Below are 21,496 nucleotides of genomic sequence, written 5' to 3' on the forward strand. Positions count from 1 at the left end.
TTGCAAGTCAAAAAGTTATGTGGATTTGTAATGTTTTATTACCTCTATTCAAATTTAATTGGAAAGAGGTTTTTTATTATGTCTCGTAAAAATATTAAAAATCAAGCAAATCAAAACTTTTATATGCTACATAAAGCATTATTTGTTAATGAAAAATATAAAAAATTAAGTGATAGTGCCAAAGTTACTTATGCAATTCTCAACGATAGAGTTAGCTTGTCGATTAAAAATAATTGGGTCGATGATAATGGGGATATATATTTCATTTTTACAAATGAAAGTCTCCAGAATATATTAGATAAAAGCAAGAATACAATTACTAAAATAAAAAAAGAACTTCAAGCAGTAGGGTTACTTGAACAAATACGTACAGGATTTAATAAACCTAATAAATTATATTTGCATGATATAGAAACTAATATTAATGTAGAAAAAAGTATTCAATCCTCATCTATAACCTATAATGACAAGGAGTCCCAAATTTTGGGACTCCAGAATCCCGAATTTTGGGACTCCAGATTCTCAAAATTTGGGAGTCCAGAATCCCAAATTTTAGACCCTAATGATACTGATTATAATGATACTGATTATATTAAGACTGAGAATAATGATACGGATGATTTGAATGATAATAAACTAACTTTTCCTAGTAATCATACAAATCATTCAAATCACGACAATTCAAACTTTAATAATGAGGCTTTAAAATTTCAATTACTCGAAGAATTACCACAAAGTATTAAAAACTATCTAAGTAACTTTGAAGTAGCTGAAATTAAAATTATCAAAACTGTATTATTAAAAGCCAAAACATCTTTCAACAATGCGATTGATAGCTACTACTTGTTAGAAGATATGGAAATAGAAATACTTCATGTTCTTAAACGTTTCAAAGCTATGCTTATTCAAAAAAATGAAACCGTTGTATCAATGCAAGGATACTTAATGAAATCTCTTAAGTCTGAATTCGCTGAAATGCATACGCTTAATAAACGACGTGATCATTTACCAATCACTTCTTTATTTAATTAATAATGATTGATTTAGAGAGCATCTTTAAATAGATGTTCTCTTTTTTTATTAATCAAGTGGTTGCTAAGGCAACCACCTAGACCAAACGAAAGGTAAGGGAGGAGATAACAAAATAACATCAATACAATGTCACAATTTCACAACATAGCATGCTGCTATTAAAGAAAGGAGGATCACTTATGCGTAATAAGAAAAAGATTAAAGTTACTTTGGCATTAATTAATGTTCTCTTAACGGCAGTCGAATTTTATCTTCAATGGCAATTGAGTAAATCTGAAAATGAACTGTAGTTAAGCAAGTAGGTAGGACTAAAACGTTTCTGTTTTAGTCCTATTTTTTTCTATAAACGGTTATTATTCGTTTAAAAATGGCTCAAAAACGTCGCATAAGATGAAAAATAAAATGATCATTTAGCGTTGTTTTAACTTTTAAAAATGTAAAAACGGTTAACATTTTTATATTTTTTAGCAATCTTTCTCAATTATAAAAGTGACTTAATAAAATCGTTTTTGTCATTTATTTTGTTAATGATCGGAAAGATAAAGTTGAATTTATCATTCCATAAAATCAAAATTCAGATTCAATTGATATACATCATAAACAAAAAGTAAGTCGTTAATGTTCAAGACATGGGTCGAATGTAATTTTAAATTTGATTTTTTCTATCCCAAACTAAGTAACTATTTTTACTTAGTTTTCTCTTTTTTTATCTCCAATTATTTTACTAACAATGCTTATTTTGAAAATAAAAATAAGCACTTAAAGTAAAAAGTGAAGAAAAAAATAGATACTTTTGTCTTCAAACAAGTTTTGTTTTTGGAAATATTACAAACATGAGAGTCTTTTTAAAGAGTATTTGACATGAGCATAAGGAAATCTAGTACCACCTTTGGTGGTATTCAGCATAGCTGAAAGATTTACCTTTTATTCGTTCTACTCAATTGTTCATCATAAATAGCTTAAAAGCTTTATATACAGGTGATTATGAGCATTCTTATACATTGGACTGAAGGGTGTAATATAACGCTTTAATACAGACTCTTTACAATTATTACAAGACCACTTTTAATTGTCTGAATACTCCTTTTTTTGTTGATTTCATAGGCCTCAGGCGACGTCGAGACTCTTAAGAGTCTTAATTTTTTTAACCAAAGACTCTTAAGACTCCTACTTTTAGTATTAATTTCAACAACAAAATCACTAAAAGCGTAATCTAAGCAATTCATACATTTGTTTCACTTTTTGAAATTGATTAAATACTTTTTTCTCAATATCAAATTCAATAATGATCATATTATTTATTTTTAAGTTCAAAAAAAGAGAAAGAATAAAACAATTTTTATACGTTTCTATGCTCAATTTTATTAAAAAGTGACTCGAAATAAAGAGCTAAGTATTATTTATTTTAGACTGTCTAAAGAAATAAAAGAGAACGGAAAACATGCCCAATTGCATTTTCTAAAAAAGATGAATTTTTTGTAATATTTTTGTAATCCGGATGACTTTTTGTTACATTTCTGTAATAATCATAGATGAATTATAAATAATTAGGAGGGTTTTTATGAAGAAATTTTCTAAAATTGTTCTAGCTAGCGGTATTGTTTTGGGTTTCTCTGTAACGCCCGAACTATTTAATGCAACGGAAGCACAGGCGCAAGAGTCTATTGAACCTTATTATAATTATGATGGTTATACTGCGTATCAAAGTGGATTTATATTAGACAAAAATTTCAAAGAGTCATTGAAATACGACAATTTTACTATCAACGGCTATCAAATATCAAAAAATCAAACAGGTAACAATCGAATAAATTTATACGATCAAACCCTTTATGGTGTGTCTGAGAATAAAGCTAACGGTGTTTTCTTCTCTCTCGATGGAAAATCTATTAATAAAAATACTTTAATTCAAAATTATGGCAAACCAAATTCTTACTCTCCTACTTCAGCATGGGGTGAAGAATATATGTACAAAATTGGTAATAAAGATGTCAGATTTTATATTTACAATGGCTATGTGATTAAATGTCAAATTATAAGTGAATAAGACAGTTTAGGTATAAAACGTGAGGTAAGTTGCAAGTTCACTTACTTCACGTTTTTTTATTTAAAGTGGATAAAATAAATAATAGGACACGCATTTATGCCGAGAAAATTTATTGATGTTGAGAAGAGGCATTAACTAAACTTGTAGACGAATGTCGGTATAGCGTGAGCTATTAAACCGACCATTCGACAAGTTTTGGGATTGTTAAGGGTGCCGAGGCTCAACATCAATAAAGTAATTGGAATAAAGCAATGTTTTTAGTAAATTAAAAAGAAAAGGGGTTTTTTTATGAAGCTATACGTTAACGAAATTGTTAGAACAAATAACTTTGAAGATGATGATATTATGAATAAAATTTTAGGGATGTGGGATACTTTTTATAAAAATAATGATGATTATAAAGGGAAAGTATATGCAATTTATCATGATTATGAATCGGATTATAAAGGTGATTATTCATTAGCTTTGTGTACAGAAGATATTTCGGCAGATAAATTTTTCGAAGTTGACTTTGCTAATAGTATTGAATACAAGTGTTCTGGAAAAGATGAAATTGCAAACGTATGGAAACGTATTTGGGAAGATGAAGAAGAGAACAAAATTCAAAGAAAATATGATATTGATTGCGAAGAATATAAAGAAGATGGGTCAGTTGTTATACATCTTTTTTAGCTTTTATGAAACGAGTTTCTTCTTGTCTTGATACTATAAAAATAAGCAAAGATATAACATAAAATGACTTATCGGAAGTAGATATGCTTGTATATTCACAGATGGTATAATAATAGAGTCGCCTATCTCTCAGGCGTCAATTGACGAAGAGAGGAGGTGCATTACTTTGCTAATCATTTTCGTTCACATCATAGCACCAGTCATCAGTGGCTGTGCTGTTGCGTATTATACTTATTGGCTTAGTAAACGCAACAAATAATTAATAGGCGACTTTATAAGCCAGCATCGAAAAAATCCCCACACTATTGCAGTAGTGTGGGGATTGGTGCATTAATTGTTAATCATTTTCGTTATCTAGATTATAACACTGTTGAGTAGAGAAATGCAAAATTAGTATCTATATAGGAGGATGAAATAAAATAGAGAGTTTTATAGGATTTCTAACAATCTTTTTCTTTGCAACAGAACCATAAAATTAAAGCGAAAAAAGGACGTAAAATAGAATGGCTAGAGTTTACTTTTGATGCTGAGAAACGCATCCATAGTAAGCGACAACCTCAAATGGCGAATGTAGGCCAACCCAAACAATATATCAGTCGAGAAAAAACGCCAAAATGGCTACATGAAAAAAATCAAAACAATACAACTAGAGAAATGACTGAAGAAGAAAAAGCACTATTAAAAGAACAACAACAAGCATTTAGACAACAATTAGAACTAGATTGGGAAGATTAGAAAGTTTACAAAAGATAACATGAAAGATATACTGAAGTTAACAAACAGACAGATACATCATTAGATGTGAAAACCCCAGCATGCCGACCAAAGCATATGCTGGGGTTTCTTTTTTATCGTTTATGTTCTTGATTTAATAAATAAAGAACACGCCCAACAATAATTGGACATACGATATACTTCATAACAAACAGAACGACAATCATTAGATGTGGCACCTCCTTTCTGCACGGAAGTGCTCTCCAATTATAACAAAATCCCTATGACCTGTATGCGTGCATACAATATGCAAGCATACTGTGTGCACGCATATTGTATGTAACATCTAAATACGATATATCAATTACAGGTAAAGAGTCCGGGACATAATTTATCCCTTATAGGTAGTTAGTTTGTATAGCCTAGTCATCTTTATTTTCTTTTTTATTATCTTTTTCGATTTTTTTATCTATAAAGAAGAAACAGATAATTATAATAAAATAAATAGCAAAGAAAATAATTTTGCCATATGGAATATGAAAAATAGCGATAAAAATTATTGAATACACGCTCAATGATATCAAACAAATATTTAATAATAAATTATACTTTTTTAATTTATTTTTTTTCATTTTTAATTATTTCCCCTTTTTTTATTATGTTATTACTTTATATGTAATAAATTTATAGAAAATGGAGGAATTATTATGAAAAATTTGGTTCTGTTGCAAAGTTGAATTTATAATATAATTTTAACAAAAAGGAGTCTTCTGTATGAACTATTTCAGATATAAACAATTTAACAAGGATGTTATCACTGTAGCCGTTGGCTACTATCTAAGATATGCATTGAGTTATCGTGATATATCTGAAATATTAAGGGAACGTGGTGTAAACGTTCATCATTCAACGGTCTACTGTTGGGTTCAAGAATATGCCCCAATTTTATATCAAATTTGGAAGAAAAAGCATAAAAAAGCTTATTACAAATGGCGTATTGATGAGACGTACATCAAAATAAAAGGAAAATGGAGCTATTTATATCGTGCCATTGATACAGAGGGACATACATTAGATATTTGGTTGCGTAAGCAACGAGATAATCATTCAGCATATGCGTTTATCAAACGTCTCATTAAACAATTTGGTAAACCTCAAAAGGTAGTTACAGATCAGGCACCTTCAACGAAGGTAGCAATGGCTAAAATAATTAAAGCTTTTAAACTTAAACCTGACTGTCATTGTACATCGAAATATCTGAATAACCTCATTGAGCAAGATCACCGTCATATTAAAGTAAGAAAGACAAGGTATCAAAGTATCAATACGGCAAAGAATACTTTAAAAGGTATTGAATGTATTTACGCTCTATATAAAAAGAACCGTAGGTCTCTTCAGATCTACGGATTTTCCTCATGCCACGAAATTAGCATCATGCTAGCAAGTTAAACGAACACTGACATGATATATTAGTGGTTAGCTATATTTTTTACTTTGCAACAGAACCGTAAATATTTAGTGTTTCTTCAAAATGCCCCTTTAAAATTGAAAATAAAGGTACTCAAAATCTTTGTAAGAGTTATGATAAAGTTTGCTAAAAGAAAAAATGAAAGTGGATAAATTTACGAGAAAACAGGAGTTGTTAAAAAATGAAATTCAGAAAAGCATTAGAGAATTTTTTAACGAATGAATATGTATATGTTGTGTTGTTGGTGCTAGCTATTTATCAAATTTTTATGTTGTTTGGATGAACATTTGAAGAGTAGACCACGCATTTATGCCGAGAAAATTTATTGAAGTTGAGAAGAACCTTCAACTAAACTTGTAGACGAATGTCGGCATAACGTGAGCTATTAATCCGACCATTCGACAAGTTTTGGGATTGTTAAGGGTTCCGAGGCTCAACGTCAATAAAGCAATTGGAATAAAGCGATAAGGTTTATTAATCTAAAAATAAAAGGAGTTTTTAATTTTGAAAAAAGCTTTATTTCTTTTACTAGATGAATTTGCAGATTGGGAAGGAGCATATTTATCTTCAATTTTAAATCAAGATGATAATTGGTCTGTAAGTACTATTTCTGTTGAAGAAAATGTATCTTCTTTAGGTGGTTTTTCTGTTTTGGTAGATTATATTATTGGCGATGAACCTAAAGATTATGATCTGTTAGTTATGATTGGAGGTAATTCTTGGGATAATGATTCTGAGAACCTTTTAAAGTTTGTTGAGGAAGCATTTAATAAAAATGTAGTAATTGGTGCTATATGTGGAGCAGTTGATTATTTAGCTAGAAATGGTTTTTTAAACAAATATAAACATACTGGTAATTCGGTTTATATTTGGCAAAATTATAAAAAATATAAACCTGAGTATGAATTTTTAGAAAAGCAAAGTGTTGTTGATAATATGCTTATAACAGCAAATGGTACAGCATCACTTGAATTTACTGAATCAATTTTAAGAGAGATTGATTTTGATTCTGATAAAAGTATTGAAAAGACAATATTTATGAATAGATTTGGTTTTTATAAATATTGTGAAAAATACGGAAATCCATATTTATAAAGTTGGGTGTATTTGGGTTTTTAGAAACGAGTTTCTTCTTGTCTTGATACTATAAAAAAAGCAAAGATATAACATAAAATGACTTATCGGAAGTTATCTATTATCCCTTATTCAGAGATGATATAATATACAGGTCGCCTATCTCTCAGGCGTCAATTTAGACGCAGAGAGGAGGTGCATATCAGATGGTCGAAGCTCTTGTTCACATCACGACCACAGTCATCAGTGGTTGTATTGTTGCGTTATTTACGCATTGGCTACGTACACGTAACAATAAGAAAAAATAGGCGATATTAGCCAACACCTAAAAATCCCCTCACTATTGCGAGTAGTGAGGGGATTGGTGCATATAATGTACGAAGCTCTTGTTGTCTAAATTATAACACTGGTTAGTAGAAAAATGCAAAACACTTATATTAAAAAATGGGTATCTTTGAGTAGTATCATAAGTTATAGTATAGAAATATTTAAGTGTTTGTATTCAGAATTTAGTTTTCCGTTAAATGATGTATTGCTAGAAGGTACTGATAAAAAAGCGAGTAAAGAATATATAAACAAGAATCAAAAAACTTTTTATTGTCTATAATCATCTATTACTTTCTTTTTACTAGTAACTTCGATAATTGCAAACAGTATCATTGGTTATTAAAAAAATAAAAGATGCAAAAATGGCTAAATATTGGAAAGAAAATCAAGAGGGATTATTAAATGATGGGGAAGCATTAACTATATTAATGATGTTATATAATGAGCATCCATATGTAGTACAATTACCGTGTTTAAATAAGCAACTACAAGATGACAACAGATACGCTCAACCCACGTATACTATATATTCTACAACCAAAAACAGAAAAGAGAATAAAAGAAGAATAAAAAATAGCATATAACCTTAATAAGATAATTAATTTTGTTATATTAAAATAATATATAGATAATTTAATTATTTAAAGTCGAACAATTAAAAAAGTCTGGGTTATTACCCAGACTTTTTTAATTTAAATAATGAGTCCTATTTTGTAGTATCAGCGACAGACTGTTTTAAATCATGCCAACCATTTGAAATGGCATTACCAATACTAGTGACTTCGCCAGTGACTTCACCAACAATCCCTTTACCACCATTGATATCTTTTAATTGTTTTTCATTTAGTGTTTTCATTGAAATAGTCCTCCTTTAAATTATTTTCCTCGTACTTTATTAATTGCTTTACCAATACCTTGTCCGATATTGCACATTATTCCATCTTCTACAAAATCACCAGAACAACCAGTTTCACGACCACCATTGATATCTTTTAATTGTTTTTCATTTAGTGTTTCCATTGAAATAGTCCTCCTTTAAGTAATTTCATCTTACATCTTATAAATTAGCATTTGAATATAAAGAGAATGTAAATAGACAGTTAAGTGAGCTTTTTTTTGAATTTATTTTTTTTATTATCGAAATATATTTAATAAATAGAGTATATTAATATAAAATCAGTCTATTTTCATTTGAAGTTGCCATAAATTTTTATATATACCGTTTAAATGAATCAACTCATCATGTGTACCATTCTCAGCAATTTGACCCTCGTTTAAAACATAGATATTATCAGCATTTTTTATAGTACTTAATTTATGTGAAATAATAATTACGGTTTTACCATGTTGAGTTAGTAAGTCAATATGCTCCATAATTTTGTTTTCAGTTAAACTATCTAAGGCACTTGTAGCTTCATCGAAAATATATATATCAGGATCTTTTAAAAATGTACGTGCTAAAGATAAGCGTTGGCCTTGTCCGCCCGATAGATTAGCTCCTTCTTTTTCTAACATAGTGTTAAACTGATCTGGGAATTTCTGTATAAAATCTAAGGATTCTGCTAATTGACAAGCTTTAACGATATCTTCATCACTTTTGTATTTATTGCTACCATGTAAAAGATTGTTTTTAATTGTATCAGCAAAAAGGAATGTGTTTTGTGAAACATAGCCTATATTCTTACGTAAGTCAGAAAGATCAATATCATCAATAATATAGTTATCAATCATAATATTACCTTCTGAAGCAGTGTAATAGCGATTGAGTAACTTACCTATAGTTGATTTACCACTACCACTTTCACCAACAATAGCAACCTTTTGCCCTTTTTTAATATTTAAATTAATATCCTTCAATACCACACTTCGAAAGCCATACTGAAAGTTTACATTTTCAATGCGAATGTTGTTTTTAAAAGTATAAGGTTGTTTAGAAGTATATAATTCAGTTTCGGTCTCTAAATCAGTTATTTCAGCAATACGACGTGCTGCAACAAATGAAGATTGCAGTGTTGGTTGAATATTTATGAGACGTTCAATAGGATCAAGGTAATAAATAGTTAAGGCATTAAAAGCTAATAAACTACCTAACGTCATACTATCCGTCATGACTAAGTAACTACCAAGCCACAATATAACAAGACTGATAGTTAATTTTAAAAAGTTGTTAACCGTTAATTGTATATTAGAAAATCTACCCAGTTTTAATAAGTTTTCAATAATACCATTAAATTTAGTAGTACCAATGTAGAAACGATCGTCTTCAGATTGATAACTTTTAATAGTATTACTACCATCAAAGGATTCTATTAAATATGAACTCAATTCAGCATCTTTTTCAGCCACCTTTTGATTATATTTTTCAAAAGGTTTACGTAAAGTGTAACTACAAATAATAAAACAAGGTATAAAAATAATTGTTATCAGTAGTAACAAAGGACTTTGCATATAAAGTAATATAGCACCGATAATAATCATGAAAGTATCAACTAGCAACGTTACCGTTGAAGATGATAAAGCTTCACGAATTTTAGATGTATCCATGAAACGTTGTAGGATTTCGCCAGATTTACGTGTATCAAAAAAGTTCATCGGAAGATGTAAAACATGATAAAAATAATCTTTCATTAAATTAACATCGATTTTCAAACTTAAATGTAAAATAAGTTGAAACCTTAAATAATTAATGAGTGCATTGATTATGTATAAAAGTAAAATACCGAAGCTAATAATATGTAAATTTTTAAGAACATTGGATGGAATAATATGATCGGTTAATAATTTAAAATATAGAGCCCCGACAATACCAACAATATTAATAAATAGTGAGATAAAAGCAATAAATAACAACTTTCCATAATTATTTTTAAATATATCAATAAAAATATTAAGATACGAGGGTGATTCATTGTCAGTAGTAAAATCATCTGTTTTATCAATTAATACAGCAATATTAGTCCAATATTTTCCAAATTCAGTACTTGATAACTTATATTTACCTTTAGCAGGATCGACAATATAAAGCGTGTTATTTTTTATTTTTTCAATAATGATATAGTGATCATAACCTTGTTGATTAATAATATGTACCATAACTGGTAATTGTGCTTGTTTTAAATCATCAAAGGAATCAGCTTTTACGCCAGTTAACTCAATACCAATCTTTTTACCTGCTTGTACGAGACCATATAAATTTGTACCTAATTTATCTGTTTTAGCATATTCGCGCAAACGTGGGATAGATACACGCTTACCATAAAACTGTGAAATCATGGCAAGGCAAGTAGGACCACAATCCTTTTCATCGTATTGTCTTATAAATTTTATAGCCATCATAATGAGTCCTTTCAATAAAATTTAACTCTATTTTAATAAGTATAAATAGTTAGTATTAAACATAAGTTAAATAATCCTTTTGATAATGTTAAAAGCGCTAAAAAGTAAAAATATTTGTCTATATGTCTACTTGTGGTACACCCTAATCATACAAATTTAGTTATTGAATTTATGGTAACTAGAACGTATGATTAGGGTGTATATTAATTGAGGAGTGGGAATCAATGATTGTTGGCTATGCGAGAGTATCATCGAATGACCAAAATTTAGAAAGGCAACTTGAAAATTTAAAGACGTTTGGTGCTGAAAAAATATTTACAGAAAAACAATCTGGGAAATCTATTGAAAATAGACCGGTACTTCAAGAAGCACTTAACTTTGTGAGAATAGGAGATCGGTTTGTAGTAGAATCAATTGATCGTTTAGGTCGTAATTACGACGAAGTGATAAATACCGTTAATTATTTAAAAGACAAAGAGGTTCAATTGATGATTACTAGCTTACCTATGATGAATGAAGTGATTGGCAATCCATTATTAGATAAATTTATGAAAGACTTAATCATTCAAATTTTAGCAATGGTTTCAGAACAAGAAAAAAACGAAAGTAAACGTAGACAAGCACAAGGTATTAAAGTTGCGAAAGAAAAAGGCGTGTATAAAGGACGCCCTTTATTATATTCGGCCAATGCGAAAGATCCTCAAAAACGTATTATTTATCATAGAGTTGTAGAAATGTTAGAAGAAGGCAAAGCGATTAGTAAAATTGCAAAGGAAGTGAATATAACAAGGCAAACGATTTATAGAATAAAAAGAGACACTTTTTAGTATAATAGTACCAATTAAAGAAACATATTAAGAGAAATAATATGGAAACAGAAATATTAAATAGTTGTTATAAATTTTAAAAATTACATTTAAATGACAGTAATGAAAAAGATGATAAAGGAGAAAGAAATATATAATTGGTCTAGTATCGAAATAGAAGCACTTTTTAACATTAAATATCAATTATTAGCAGTAAATTAGTGAATTAGATATATTTTCTTCAATCTTAATATTTTTTACTGTAAAAAAATAAAATACATTGTGCTAAATGTTAAAATACATTAATCTAGTAGAGGATATATATATTACTCAAAGAAAGCTTATTAATTTATTTATTAGGAGGTAAATTATGAGTAAAAGAAAACAAGGACCAATTAATAAAAAAGTAGATTTTTTATCCAACAAATTAAACAAATACTCAATTAGAAAATTTACTGTAGGAACAGCATCTATATTAGTAGGGGCTACGCTGATTTTTGGTGCCGATCATGAAGCGCAGGCTGCTGAAAATACTGCAGACTCTACAAATGAAACTGTAGATAGCAATTCAGCTAATAAATTTGACTCAGCAGAAACATCAACAACAGAACAACCTTCAACGCAACAAGACTCTAAAACAGATGAAGCAACGACACAAAGTACAAAAGAACAACTAAAAGAAGAGTCATCTTCAACAACAGAACAATCTTCAACGCAACAAGACTCTAAAACAGATGAAGCAACGACACAAAGTACAAAAGAACAACTAAAAGAAGAGTCATCTTCAACAACAGAACAATCTTCAACGCAACAAGACTCTAAAACAGATGAAGCAACGACACAAAGTACAAAAGAACAACCAAAAGAAGAGTCATCTTCAACAACAGAACAACCTTCAACGCAACAAGACTCTAAAACAGATGAAGCAACGACACAAAGTACAAAAGAACAACTAAAAGAAGAGTCATCTACAACAACAGAACAATCTTCAACGCAACAAGACTCTAAAACAGATGAAGCAACGACACAAAGTACAAAAGAACAACCAAAAGAAGAGTCATCTTCAACAACAGAACAACCTTCAACGCAACAAGACTCTAAAACAGATGAAGCAACGACACAAAGTACAAAAGAACAACTAAAAGAAGAGTCATCTTCAACTACTTCTTCAAAAAATAATACAACTCAAGATACAACATCTAATAAATTAGATAGCTCAGAAGCAAGCCCATCAGATGCAACCAAACAATCAAATAATTTAACTGATACAACTGGCAAGTCATCTACTACAGATGCCCTATCTATTACTTCAGATAGTTCAGTTGCAAATAAACAAGCATACACAAATGATATGGTAGATAATTTAAATGCAGGTACAAGTAATAATAAAGACGCAATCGTTGATGCAGTAAGTAATGATGTGAATTTAGAAACAGCAACACAAGATCAAATTGATAATGCAGTTGTAGCTGAAACAATTAAAACAGACTTTTCAAATCCGGATTATGGATTAGCTAGTCCGTTTATGACATTAGTAGCCGTAGCGCCAATGTCAACAGCATCAACAGATAGTACACCAACTACTTTTGCCTTAAATAGCACTGATACTACATCAAGTACAGGTGGATCTTTAGTAAATGATAAAATTCATATTACAAATGCTAGTTTGACACTTAATAAGAAAAATAATCAACATGATAACAATACGGTTTGGCCAACAAGCAATGAGCAATTAAAATTATCTGCTGATTATGAATTGGATAACAGTATTAAAGAAGGAGATACTTTTACTATAAAGTACGGTGATTACATTAGACCTGGTGCTTTAGAACTTCCGGCTAAAAATACACAATTACGTAGTAAGGAAGGCTCAATTGTAGCAAATGGTGTTTATGATGAAACAACAAATACAACTACATACACTTTTACTAATTATGTAGATCAATATCAAAACATTACAGGTAGCTTTAATCTTTTAGCGACACCAAAAAGAGAGACAGTAACTACAGATAAACAAACTTATCCTATGAATGTTACTATCGCTAATCAGGAAGTTAGTGAAAACTTCGTAGTAGATTATGGTAATAAAGAAAATGATATTACAAATGCAGCAGTAGCAAATGTTGATAATGTAAATAATCAACATAATGAAGTTGTTTATTTAAATCAATCTGGCGATAGAATTTATGATGCAAAATACTTTTCAATAGTTCAAAATGGTACTTTTATACCTAATGAGGTAAAAGTATATGAAGTGTTAGATAGTAATGTTTTAGTAGATAGCTTTAATCCAGATTTAAATGGATCTGCAGTTAAGGATGTGACTAGTAAATTTACACCTCAATATAGTCTTAATAATACTAGAGTAGACATAGATCTGAACCGTAGTAATTTGAACAAAGGAGCACGTTATATTATTACTCAAGCGGTTAAACCGTCAGGTACTGGTAATGTTAGTACAAATTATGAGTTAACACGTTACGGTAATGAAGCCTCAAGATATCCAACAGGTACTAAAAGTACAACCGTCAGTTATATTAATGGCTCTTCAACAGCACAAGGAGATAACCCAACATATAATCTTGGGGACTATGTATGGTTAGATAAAAATAAAGACGGTATCCAAAATGATGACGAAAAAGGTATTCCAGGTGTTTACGTCATTCTTAAAGATAGTAATAACAAAGAATTACAACGTGCAACAACAGATGACACAGGACGTTATCAGTTTAATAACTTACAAAATGGAACATATAATGTTGAATTTGTTATTCCTAATAATTATACTCCGTCACCATCAAATACAATTGGGAATGATAAAATTGATTCGGATGGTCAAAAAGATGGAGATTACAATGTAGTGGTAGCAAAAGGTATCATTGATAATGCTGACAATATGACTGTTGATACAGGATTTTATGAAACACCAAAATATAATTTAGGCGACTATGTGTGGGAAGATACTAATAAAGACGGAATCCAAGATTCTGATGAAAAAGGGATCGCAGGCGTAACTGTTACATTGAAAGATGATAATGGTAACGTATTAAAAACAACAACAACAGATGAAAGTGGTAAATATCAATTTACTGGTTTAGAAAATGGAACGTATACAGTAGATTTTGAAACGCCAAAAGACTATAAACCAACATCTGTTAATTCTGGTAATGATAATGAAAAAGATTCTGATGGCACAACAACAACTGCCATTATTAAAGATGCAGATAATGAAACGATAGATTCAGGATTTTATAAACCAACATATAATTTAGGTGACTATGTATGGGAAGATACTAACAAAGATGGTATTCAAGATTCTGATGAAAAAGGAATCGCAGGTGTGACTGTTACACTAAAAGATAGTGATGGTAATACAATTGGTACAACAACAACAGATGAAAGTGGTAAATATCAATTCACTGATTTAGAAGATGGAACGTATGAAGTTTCTTTCACAACACCTGAGGACTATACACCTACAACAGTAAATGCTGGAAATGACGAAAAAGATTCTGATGGTTTAACAACTACAGGTGTCATTAATGGTGCTGATAACTGGACATTGGATAGTGGATTCTATAAAACACCAAAATATAATTTAGGCGACTATGTATGGGAAGATACTAATAAAGACGGAATCCAAGATTCTGATGAAAAAGGGATCGCAGGCGTAACTGTTACATTGAAAGATGATAATGGTAACGTATTAAAAACAACAACAACAGATGAAAGTGGTAAATATCAATTTACTGGTTTAGAAAATGGAACGTATACAGTAGATTTTGAAACGCCAAAAGACTATAAACCAACATCTGTTAATTCTGGTAATGATAATGAAAAAGATTCTGATGGCACAACAACAACTGCCATTATTAAAGATGCAGATAATGAAACGATAGATTCAGGATTTTATAAACCAACATATAATTTAGGTGACTATGTATGGGAAGATACTAACAAAGATGGTATTCAAGATTCTGATGAAAAAGGAATCGCAGGTGTGACTGTTACACTAAAAGATAGTGATGGTAATACAATTGGTACAACAACAACAGATGAAAGTGGTAAATATCAATTCACTGATTTAGAAGATGGAACGTATGAAGTTTCTTTCACAACACCTGAGGACTATACACCTACAACAGTAAATGCTGGAAATAATGACGAAAAAGATTCTGATGGTTTAACAACTACAGGTGTCATTAATGGTGCTGATAACTGGACATTGGATAGTGGATTCTATAAAACACCAAAATATAATTTAGGCGACTATGTATGGGAAGATACTAATAAAGACGGAATCCAAGATTCTGATGAAAAAGGGATCGCAGGCGTAACTGTTACATTGAAAGATGATAATGGTAACGTATTAAAAACAACAACAACAGATGAAAGTGGTAAATATCAATTTACTGGTTTAGATAGTGGTGACTATATTGTACATTTTGATAAACCTGAAGGCTTAACTCAAACTATTACAAACTCAGGCAGTGATGATGAAAAAGATGCTGATGGTGAAGAAGTACATGTAACTATTACTGATCATGATGACTTCAGCATTGATAACGGATACTTTGATGAAGACAGCGATTCAGATAGCGACAGTGATTCAGACTCAGACAGCGACTCTGATTCAGACAGCGATAGCGACTCAGACTCTGACTCAGACAGCGACAGCGACTCTGATTCAGATAGCGACAGCGATTCAGATAGCGACAGCGATTCAGATAGCGACAGTGATTCAGACTCAGACAGCGACTCTGATTCAGACAGCGATAGCGACTCAGACTCTGACTCAGACAGCGACAGCGACTCTGATTCAGATAGCGACAGCGATTCAGATAGCGACAGCGATTCAGATAGCGACAGTGATTCAGACTCAGACAGCGACTCTGATTCAGACAGCGATAGCGACTCAGACTCTGACTCAGACAGCGACAGCGACTCTGATTCAGATAGCGACAGCGATTCAGATAGCGACAGTGATTCAGATTCAGACAGCGATAGCGACTCTGACTCAGATAGCGACTCAGACTCAGATAGCGACTCAGACTCAGATAGCGATAGCGACTCTGATTCAGATAGCGACAGCGATTCAGACAGCGATAGCGATTCAGATAGCGACTCTGATTCAGATAGCGACTCTGATTCAGACTCAGACAGCGACTCTGATTCAGACAGCGATAGCGACTCTGACTCAGACAGCGACTCTGACTCAGACAGCGATAGCGACTCTGACTCAGACAGCGACAGCGACTCTGATTCAGATAGCGACAGTGATTCAGACTCTGACAGCGACTCTGATTCTGACAGCGATAGCGATTCAGACTCTGACAGCGACTCTGATTCAGACAGCGATAGCGATTCAGATAGCGACTCTGATTCAGACAGCGATAGCGACTCTGACTCAGACAGCGATAGCGATTCAGATAGCGACTCTGATTCAGATAGCGACTCTGATTCAGACTCAGACAGCGACTCTGATTCAGACAGCGATAGCGACTCTGACTCAGACAGCGATAGCGACTCAGACTCAGACTCAGACAGCGACTCTGACTCAGACAGCGACTCTGATTCAGACAGCGATAGCGACTCAGACTCTGACTCAGACAGCGACAGCGACTCTGATTCAGATAGCGACAGCGATTCAGATAGCGACAGTGATTCAGATTCAGACAGCGATAGCGACTCTGACTCAGATAGCGACTCAGACTCAGATAGCGACTCAGACTCAGATAGCGATAGCGACTCTGATTCAGATAGCGACAGCGATTCAGACAGCGATAGCGATTCAGATAGCGACTCTGATTCAGACAGCGATAGCGATTCAGACTCAGATAGCGATAGCGACTCAGACTCTGACTCAGACAGCGACAGCGATTCAGATAGCGACAGTGATTCAGACTCAGACAGCGACTCTGATTCAGACAGCGATAGCGACTCAGACTCTGACTCAGACAGCGACAGCGACTCTGATTCAGACAGCGACAGCGATTCAGACTCAGACTCAGATAGCGATAGCGACTCTGATTCAGATAGCGACAGTGATTCAGACTCAGACAGCGACTCTGACTCAGACAGCGACAGCGACTCTGATTCAGATAGCGACAGTGATTCAGACTCAGACAGCGACTCTGATTCTGACAGCGATAGCGATTCAGACTCTGACAGCGACTCTGATTCAGACAGCGATAGCGATTCAGACTCAGATAGCGATAGCGACTCAGACTCTGACTCAGACAGCGACAGCGACTCTGATTCAGATAGCGACAGTGATTCAGACTCTGACAGCGACTCTGATTCTGACAGCGATAGCGATTCAGACTCTGACAGCGACTCTGATTCAGACAGCGATAGCGACTCTGACTCAGACAGCGACTCAGACTCAGACAGCGATAGCGACTCTGACTCAGACAGCGATAGCGATTCAGACTCAGACTCAGATAGCGACTCTGACGCAGATAGCGATAGCGACTCTGACTCAGACAGCGATAGCGATTCAGACTCAGATAGCGATAGCGACTCAGACTCAGACTCAGACAGCGACAGCGACTCTGATTCAGATAGCGACAGCGATTCAGACAGCGATAGCGATTCAGATAGCGACTCTGATTCAGATAGCGACAGTGATTCAGACTCAGACAGCGATAGCGATTCAGACTCAGACTCAGATAGCGACTCAGACTCAGATAGCGATAGCGATTCAGACTCAGATAGCGATAGCGACTCAGACTCAGACAGCGACAGCGACTCTGATTCAGATAGCGACAGTGATTCAGACTCAGACAGCGACTCTGATTCAGATAGCGACTCTGATTCAGACTCAGACAGCGACTCTGATTCAGACAGCGATAGCGACTCTGACTCAGACAGCGATAGCGACTCTGACTCAGACAGCGATAGCGATTCAGACTCAGACTCAGATAGCGATAGCGACTCTGATTCAGACAGCGATAGCGATTCAGACTCAGATAGCGATAGCGACTCAGACTCAGACTCAGACAGCGACAGCGACTCTGATTCAGATAGCGACAGTGATTCAGACTCTGACAGCGACAGCGACTCTGATTCAGATAGCGACAGCGATTCAGACTCTGACTCAGACTCAGACAGCGACTCAGACTCAGACAGCGACTCTGATTCAGACAGCGACAGCGATTCAGATAGCGACTCAGACTCAGACAGCGACAGCGATTCAGATAGCGACAGTGATTCAGACTCAGACAGCGACTCTGATTCAGACAGCGATAGCGACTCAGACTCTGACTCAGACAGCGACAGCGACTCTGATTCAGACAGCGACAGCGATTCAGACTCAGACTCAGATAGCGATAGCGACTCTGATTCAGATAGCGACAGTGATTCAGACTCAGACAGCGACTCTGATTCTGACAGCGATAGCGATTCAGACTCTGACAGCGACTCTGATTCAGACAGCGATAGCGACTCTGATTCAGACAGCGATAGCGACTCTGACTCAGACAGCGACAGCGACTCTGATTCAGATAGCGACAGCGATTCAGACAGCGATAGCGATTCAGACTCAGACTCAGATAGCGACTCTGATTCAGACAGCGACTCTGATTCAGACAGCGATAGCGACTCTGACTCAGACAGCGATAGCGATTCAGACTCAGACTCAGATAGCGATAGCGACTCTGATTCAGACAGCGATAGCGATTCAGACTCAGATAGCGATAGCGACTCAGACTCTGACTCAGACAGCGACAGCGACTCTGATTCAGATAGCGACAGTGATTCAGACTCTGACAGCGACTCTGATTCTGACAGCGATAGCGATTCAGACTCTGACAGCGACTCTGATTCAGACAGCGATAGCGACTCTGACTCAGACAGCGACTCAGACTCAGACAGCGATAGCGACTCTGACTCAGACAGCGATAGCGATTCAGACTCAGACTCAGATAGCGACTCTGACGCAGATAGCGATAGCGACTCTGACTCAGACAGCGATAGCGATTCAGACTCAGATAGCGATAGCGACTCAGACTCAGACTCAGACAGCGACAGCGACTCTGATTCAGATAGCGACAGCGATTCAGACAGCGATAGCGATTCAGATAGCGACTCTGATTCAGATAGCGACAGTGATTCAGACTCAGACAGCGATAGCGATTCAGACTCAGACTCAGATAGCGACTCAGACTCAGATAGCGACAGCGATTCAGACTCAGATAGCGATAGCGACTCAGACTCAGACAGCGACAGCGACTCTGATTCAGATAGCGACAGTGATTCAGACTCAGACAGCGACTCTGATTCAGATAGCGACAGCGATTCAGATAGCGACAGTGATTCAGACTCAGACAGCGACTCTGATTCAGACAGCGATAGCGATTCAGACTCTGATTCAGATAGCGACTCTGATTCAGACAGCGATAGCGATTCAGACTCTGATTCAGATAGCGACAGTGATTCAGACTCAGACAGCGATTCAGACTCAGACGCAGATAGCGATAGCGACTCTGATTCAGATAGCGACAGCGACTCTGATTCAGACAGCGATAGCGACTCAGACTCTGACTCAGACAGCGACAGCGATTCAGACTCAGACAGCGACTCTGATTCAGATAGCGACTCTGATTCAGATAGCGACAGTGATTCAGACTCAGACAGCGACAGCGATTCAGACTCAGATAAAGATCATAATGACAAAACAGATAAATCAAATAATAAAGAATTACCAGATACTGGTAATGATGTTCCAAATAATGGCACATTATTTGGCTCACTATTCGCTACACTTGGTGGATTATTCTTAATTGGCAGACGTCGTAAAAACAAAAATAATGAAGAAAAATAATAAATAAACTTTATATTTACACAGTGAAAAATAAAACCAGGCCTTTCATGGCCTGGTTTTATTTTAAATACTATGATATAGATTGATAGAGGTTCTGTTGCAAAGTTAATTTTATAGTATAATTTTAACAAAAAAGGAGCGTTCTCTATGAATTATTTTAGATATAAGCAATTTAATAAAGATGTAATAACTGTAGCCGTTGGCTATTACTTAAGATACGCGCTTAGTTATCGTGATATATCTGAAATACTAAGAGAACGCGGCGTTAACGTTCATCATTCAACGATCTACCGTTGGGTTCAAGAATATGCTCCTATTTTGTATCAAATTTGGAAGAAAAAGCATAAAAAAGCTTATTATAAATGGCGCGTTGATGAGACATACATTAAAATAAAAGGAAAATGGTGCTATTTATATCGTGCCATTGATGCAGATGGTCATACATTAGATATTTGGTTACGTAAGAAACGAGATAATCATTCAGCATATGCGTTTATTAAGCGACTTATTAAACAATTTGATAAACCTCAAATGATAATTACAGACCAGGCACCTTCGACGAAGGTGGCAATGTCTAAGTTGATTAAAGATTTTAAACTTAATCCCGACTGTCATTGTACATCTAAATATCTTAATAACCTCATTGAGCAGGATCACCGTCATATTAAAGTGAGAAAGACGAGATATCAAAGCGTCAATACGGCAAAGAATACACTCAAAGGTATTGAATGTATTTATGGTCTATATAAAAAGAACCGTAGGTCTCTTCAGATCTACGGATTTTCGCCGTGCTACGAAATTAATCACATGTTGGCCAGTTAAGGGAATACTACCATGTTAAAATGATAATTAGTTATATTTTTTCTGACTTTGCAACAGAACCGTTGTAGAGATGTTGGAAGAAGGTCAAGCAATTAGTAAAATTGCGAAAGAAGTGAATATAACAAGACAGACTGTTTATAGAATTAAACACGATAATGACTTGATTTAATAAACTTTACTTCGATGTAAATGAGAGCTTCTCATAGCGTCCCAAAACGGATGATAATAATCGATTATGAGCTTTTAAAGACAAGAAAAGAGAGTGCAAATATGCTCTCTCTTTTTTCTATATTCTTTTTCTCAATAACGTTCGTTTTTGAGACTAGAATTTTATGCCCTACTTACTTCTTTTATTTTCATTCAAATATTTGCTT

Annotated in this window: 15 protein-coding genes and 2 pseudogenes; 13 read left to right on the forward strand and 4 right to left on the reverse strand. The window is 34.0% G+C overall.

The annotated features are described in order from the left end of the window. Positions 1 to 78 precede the first annotated feature (78 nt). The 5 genes and pseudogenes from EQ029_RS12210 to EQ029_RS12235 form a co-directional block, all read left to right on the forward strand. Positions 79 to 1,032 (forward strand): replication initiator protein A, encoded by a 954-nt coding sequence (locus EQ029_RS12210; RefSeq protein ID WP_053031513.1) that lies wholly within the window; start codon positions 79 to 81, stop codon positions 1,030 to 1,032. Between the two features lie 1,561 nt (positions 1,033 to 2,593). Then, positions 2,594 to 3,079, forward strand: coding sequence for an immunodominant staphylococcal antigen IsaB family protein (isaB, locus tag EQ029_RS12220; RefSeq protein WP_009385108.1), 486 nt, complete (start codon positions 2,594 to 2,596; stop codon positions 3,077 to 3,079). Between the two features lie 288 nt (positions 3,080 to 3,367). Continuing rightward, on the forward strand, positions 3,368 to 3,751 hold the full coding sequence (locus EQ029_RS12225; protein WP_009385109.1) for an effector binding domain-containing protein: 384 nt from the start codon (positions 3,368 to 3,370) through the stop codon (positions 3,749 to 3,751). Between the two features lie 166 nt (positions 3,752 to 3,917). Then, a complete protein-coding gene (locus EQ029_RS12230) occupies positions 3,918 to 4,010 on the forward strand; it encodes a type I toxin-antitoxin system Fst family toxin (protein ID WP_001791613.1) in 93 nt (30 codons plus the stop codon). Positions 4,011 to 4,219: 209 nt separating this feature from the next. Further along, positions 4,220 to 4,486: pseudogene (locus EQ029_RS12235) on the forward strand (replication initiation protein); the annotation flags it as partial. Between the two features lie 401 nt (positions 4,487 to 4,887). Here EQ029_RS12235 and EQ029_RS12240 read toward each other — a convergent pair. Beyond that, a complete protein-coding gene (locus EQ029_RS12240; protein ID WP_053031515.1) occupies positions 4,888 to 5,097 on the reverse strand; it encodes a hypothetical protein in 210 nt (69 codons plus the stop codon). 142 nt (positions 5,098 to 5,239) lie between these two features. On the opposite strand from EQ029_RS12240, the gene EQ029_RS12245 reads away from it, so the two are divergent. The 4 genes from EQ029_RS12245 (at position 5,240) to EQ029_RS12260 (ending at position 7,918) form a co-directional block, all read left to right on the forward strand. Next, on the forward strand, positions 5,240 to 5,914 hold the full coding sequence (locus tag EQ029_RS12245) for an IS6 family transposase (protein WP_115172252.1): 675 nt from the start codon (positions 5,240 to 5,242) through the stop codon (positions 5,912 to 5,914). Positions 5,915 to 6,437: 523 nt separating this feature from the next. Next, complete coding sequence (locus tag EQ029_RS12250) at positions 6,438 to 7,028, forward strand: type 1 glutamine amidotransferase family protein (RefSeq protein WP_053031494.1); 591 nt, start codon at positions 6,438 to 6,440, stop codon at positions 7,026 to 7,028. A gap of 185 nt (positions 7,029 to 7,213) precedes the next feature. Further along, positions 7,214 to 7,315 (forward strand): type I toxin-antitoxin system Fst family toxin, encoded by a 102-nt coding sequence (locus EQ029_RS12255; protein ID WP_000228874.1) that lies wholly within the window; start codon positions 7,214 to 7,216, stop codon positions 7,313 to 7,315. A gap of 336 nt (positions 7,316 to 7,651) precedes the next feature. Then, positions 7,652 to 7,918 carry a hypothetical protein gene (locus tag EQ029_RS12260; protein ID WP_201454748.1) on the forward strand — a complete coding sequence of 89 codons (267 nt, stop codon included), beginning with the start codon at positions 7,652 to 7,654 and terminating at the stop codon, positions 7,916 to 7,918. 122 nt (positions 7,919 to 8,040) lie between these two features. Here the strand turns inward: EQ029_RS12260 and EQ029_RS12265 are convergent, their stop codons facing one another. From EQ029_RS12265 to EQ029_RS12275, 3 genes are all read right to left on the reverse strand, one after another. Then, the gene (locus EQ029_RS12265) at positions 8,041 to 8,190 is read right to left on the reverse strand and encodes a bacteriocin (RefSeq protein WP_002504104.1); all 150 of its coding nucleotides are present in this window, start codon (positions 8,188 to 8,190) and stop codon (positions 8,041 to 8,043) included. Positions 8,191 to 8,210: 20 nt separating this feature from the next. Beyond that, a complete protein-coding gene (locus EQ029_RS12270; protein WP_002504103.1) occupies positions 8,211 to 8,354 on the reverse strand; it encodes a hypothetical protein in 144 nt (47 codons plus the stop codon). A gap of 156 nt (positions 8,355 to 8,510) precedes the next feature. Beyond that, entirely contained in the window at positions 8,511 to 10,667 is a 2,157-nt protein-coding gene (locus EQ029_RS12275; RefSeq protein WP_002504102.1) for a peptidase domain-containing ABC transporter, read from the reverse strand. Positions 10,668 to 10,894: 227 nt separating this feature from the next. Between EQ029_RS12275 and EQ029_RS12280 the strand changes: the two genes are divergently transcribed. The 4 genes and pseudogenes from EQ029_RS12280 to EQ029_RS12300 form a co-directional block, all read left to right on the forward strand. Further along, positions 10,895 to 11,497 (forward strand): recombinase family protein, encoded by a 603-nt coding sequence (locus EQ029_RS12280; RefSeq protein WP_057504922.1) that lies wholly within the window; start codon positions 10,895 to 10,897, stop codon positions 11,495 to 11,497. A 349-nt stretch (positions 11,498 to 11,846) separates the two neighbouring features. After that, a complete protein-coding gene (locus tag EQ029_RS12805; RefSeq protein WP_249038009.1) occupies positions 11,847 to 20,300 on the forward strand; it encodes an SdrD B-like domain-containing protein in 8,454 nt (2,817 codons plus the stop codon). 147 nt (positions 20,301 to 20,447) lie between these two features. Then, a complete protein-coding gene (locus EQ029_RS12295; protein ID WP_053031526.1) occupies positions 20,448 to 21,122 on the forward strand; it encodes an IS6 family transposase in 675 nt (224 codons plus the stop codon). A gap of 61 nt (positions 21,123 to 21,183) precedes the next feature. Beyond that, positions 21,184 to 21,291: pseudogene (locus tag EQ029_RS12300) on the forward strand (helix-turn-helix domain-containing protein); the annotation flags it as partial. Between the last annotated feature and the right edge of the window lie 205 nt (positions 21,292 to 21,496).

The organism is Staphylococcus haemolyticus (assembly GCF_006094395.1).
Taxonomy (GTDB): Bacteria; Bacillota; Bacilli; order Staphylococcales; family Staphylococcaceae; genus Staphylococcus; species Staphylococcus haemolyticus.

Coding starts and splice junctions, on each gene's coding strand:
- EQ029_RS12210 (WP_053031513.1), top strand. CDS start 79: ATGTCTCGTAAAAATATTAAAAATCAAGCAAATCAAAACTTTTATATG.
- isaB (WP_009385108.1), top strand. CDS start 2,594: ATGAAGAAATTTTCTAAAATTGTTCTAGCTAGCGGTATTGTTTTGGGT.
- EQ029_RS12225 (WP_009385109.1), top strand. CDS start 3,368: ATGAAGCTATACGTTAACGAAATTGTTAGAACAAATAACTTTGAAGAT.
- EQ029_RS12240 (WP_053031515.1), bottom strand. CDS start 5,097: ATGAAAAAAAATAAATTAAAAAAGTATAATTTATTATTAAATATTTGT.
- EQ029_RS12245 (WP_115172252.1), top strand. CDS start 5,240: ATGAACTATTTCAGATATAAACAATTTAACAAGGATGTTATCACTGTA.
- EQ029_RS12255 (WP_000228874.1), top strand. CDS start 7,214: ATGGTCGAAGCTCTTGTTCACATCACGACCACAGTCATCAGTGGTTGT.
- EQ029_RS12265 (WP_002504104.1), bottom strand. CDS start 8,190: ATGAAAACACTAAATGAAAAACAATTAAAAGATATCAATGGTGGTAAA.
- EQ029_RS12270 (WP_002504103.1), bottom strand. CDS start 8,354: ATGGAAACACTAAATGAAAAACAATTAAAAGATATCAATGGTGGTCGT.
- EQ029_RS12275 (WP_002504102.1), bottom strand. CDS start 10,667: ATGGCTATAAAATTTATAAGACAATACGATGAAAAGGATTGTGGTCCT.
- EQ029_RS12280 (WP_057504922.1), top strand. CDS start 10,895: ATGATTGTTGGCTATGCGAGAGTATCATCGAATGACCAAAATTTAGAA.
- EQ029_RS12805 (WP_249038009.1), top strand. CDS start 11,847: ATGAGTAAAAGAAAACAAGGACCAATTAATAAAAAAGTAGATTTTTTA.
- EQ029_RS12295 (WP_053031526.1), top strand. CDS start 20,448: ATGAATTATTTTAGATATAAGCAATTTAATAAAGATGTAATAACTGTA.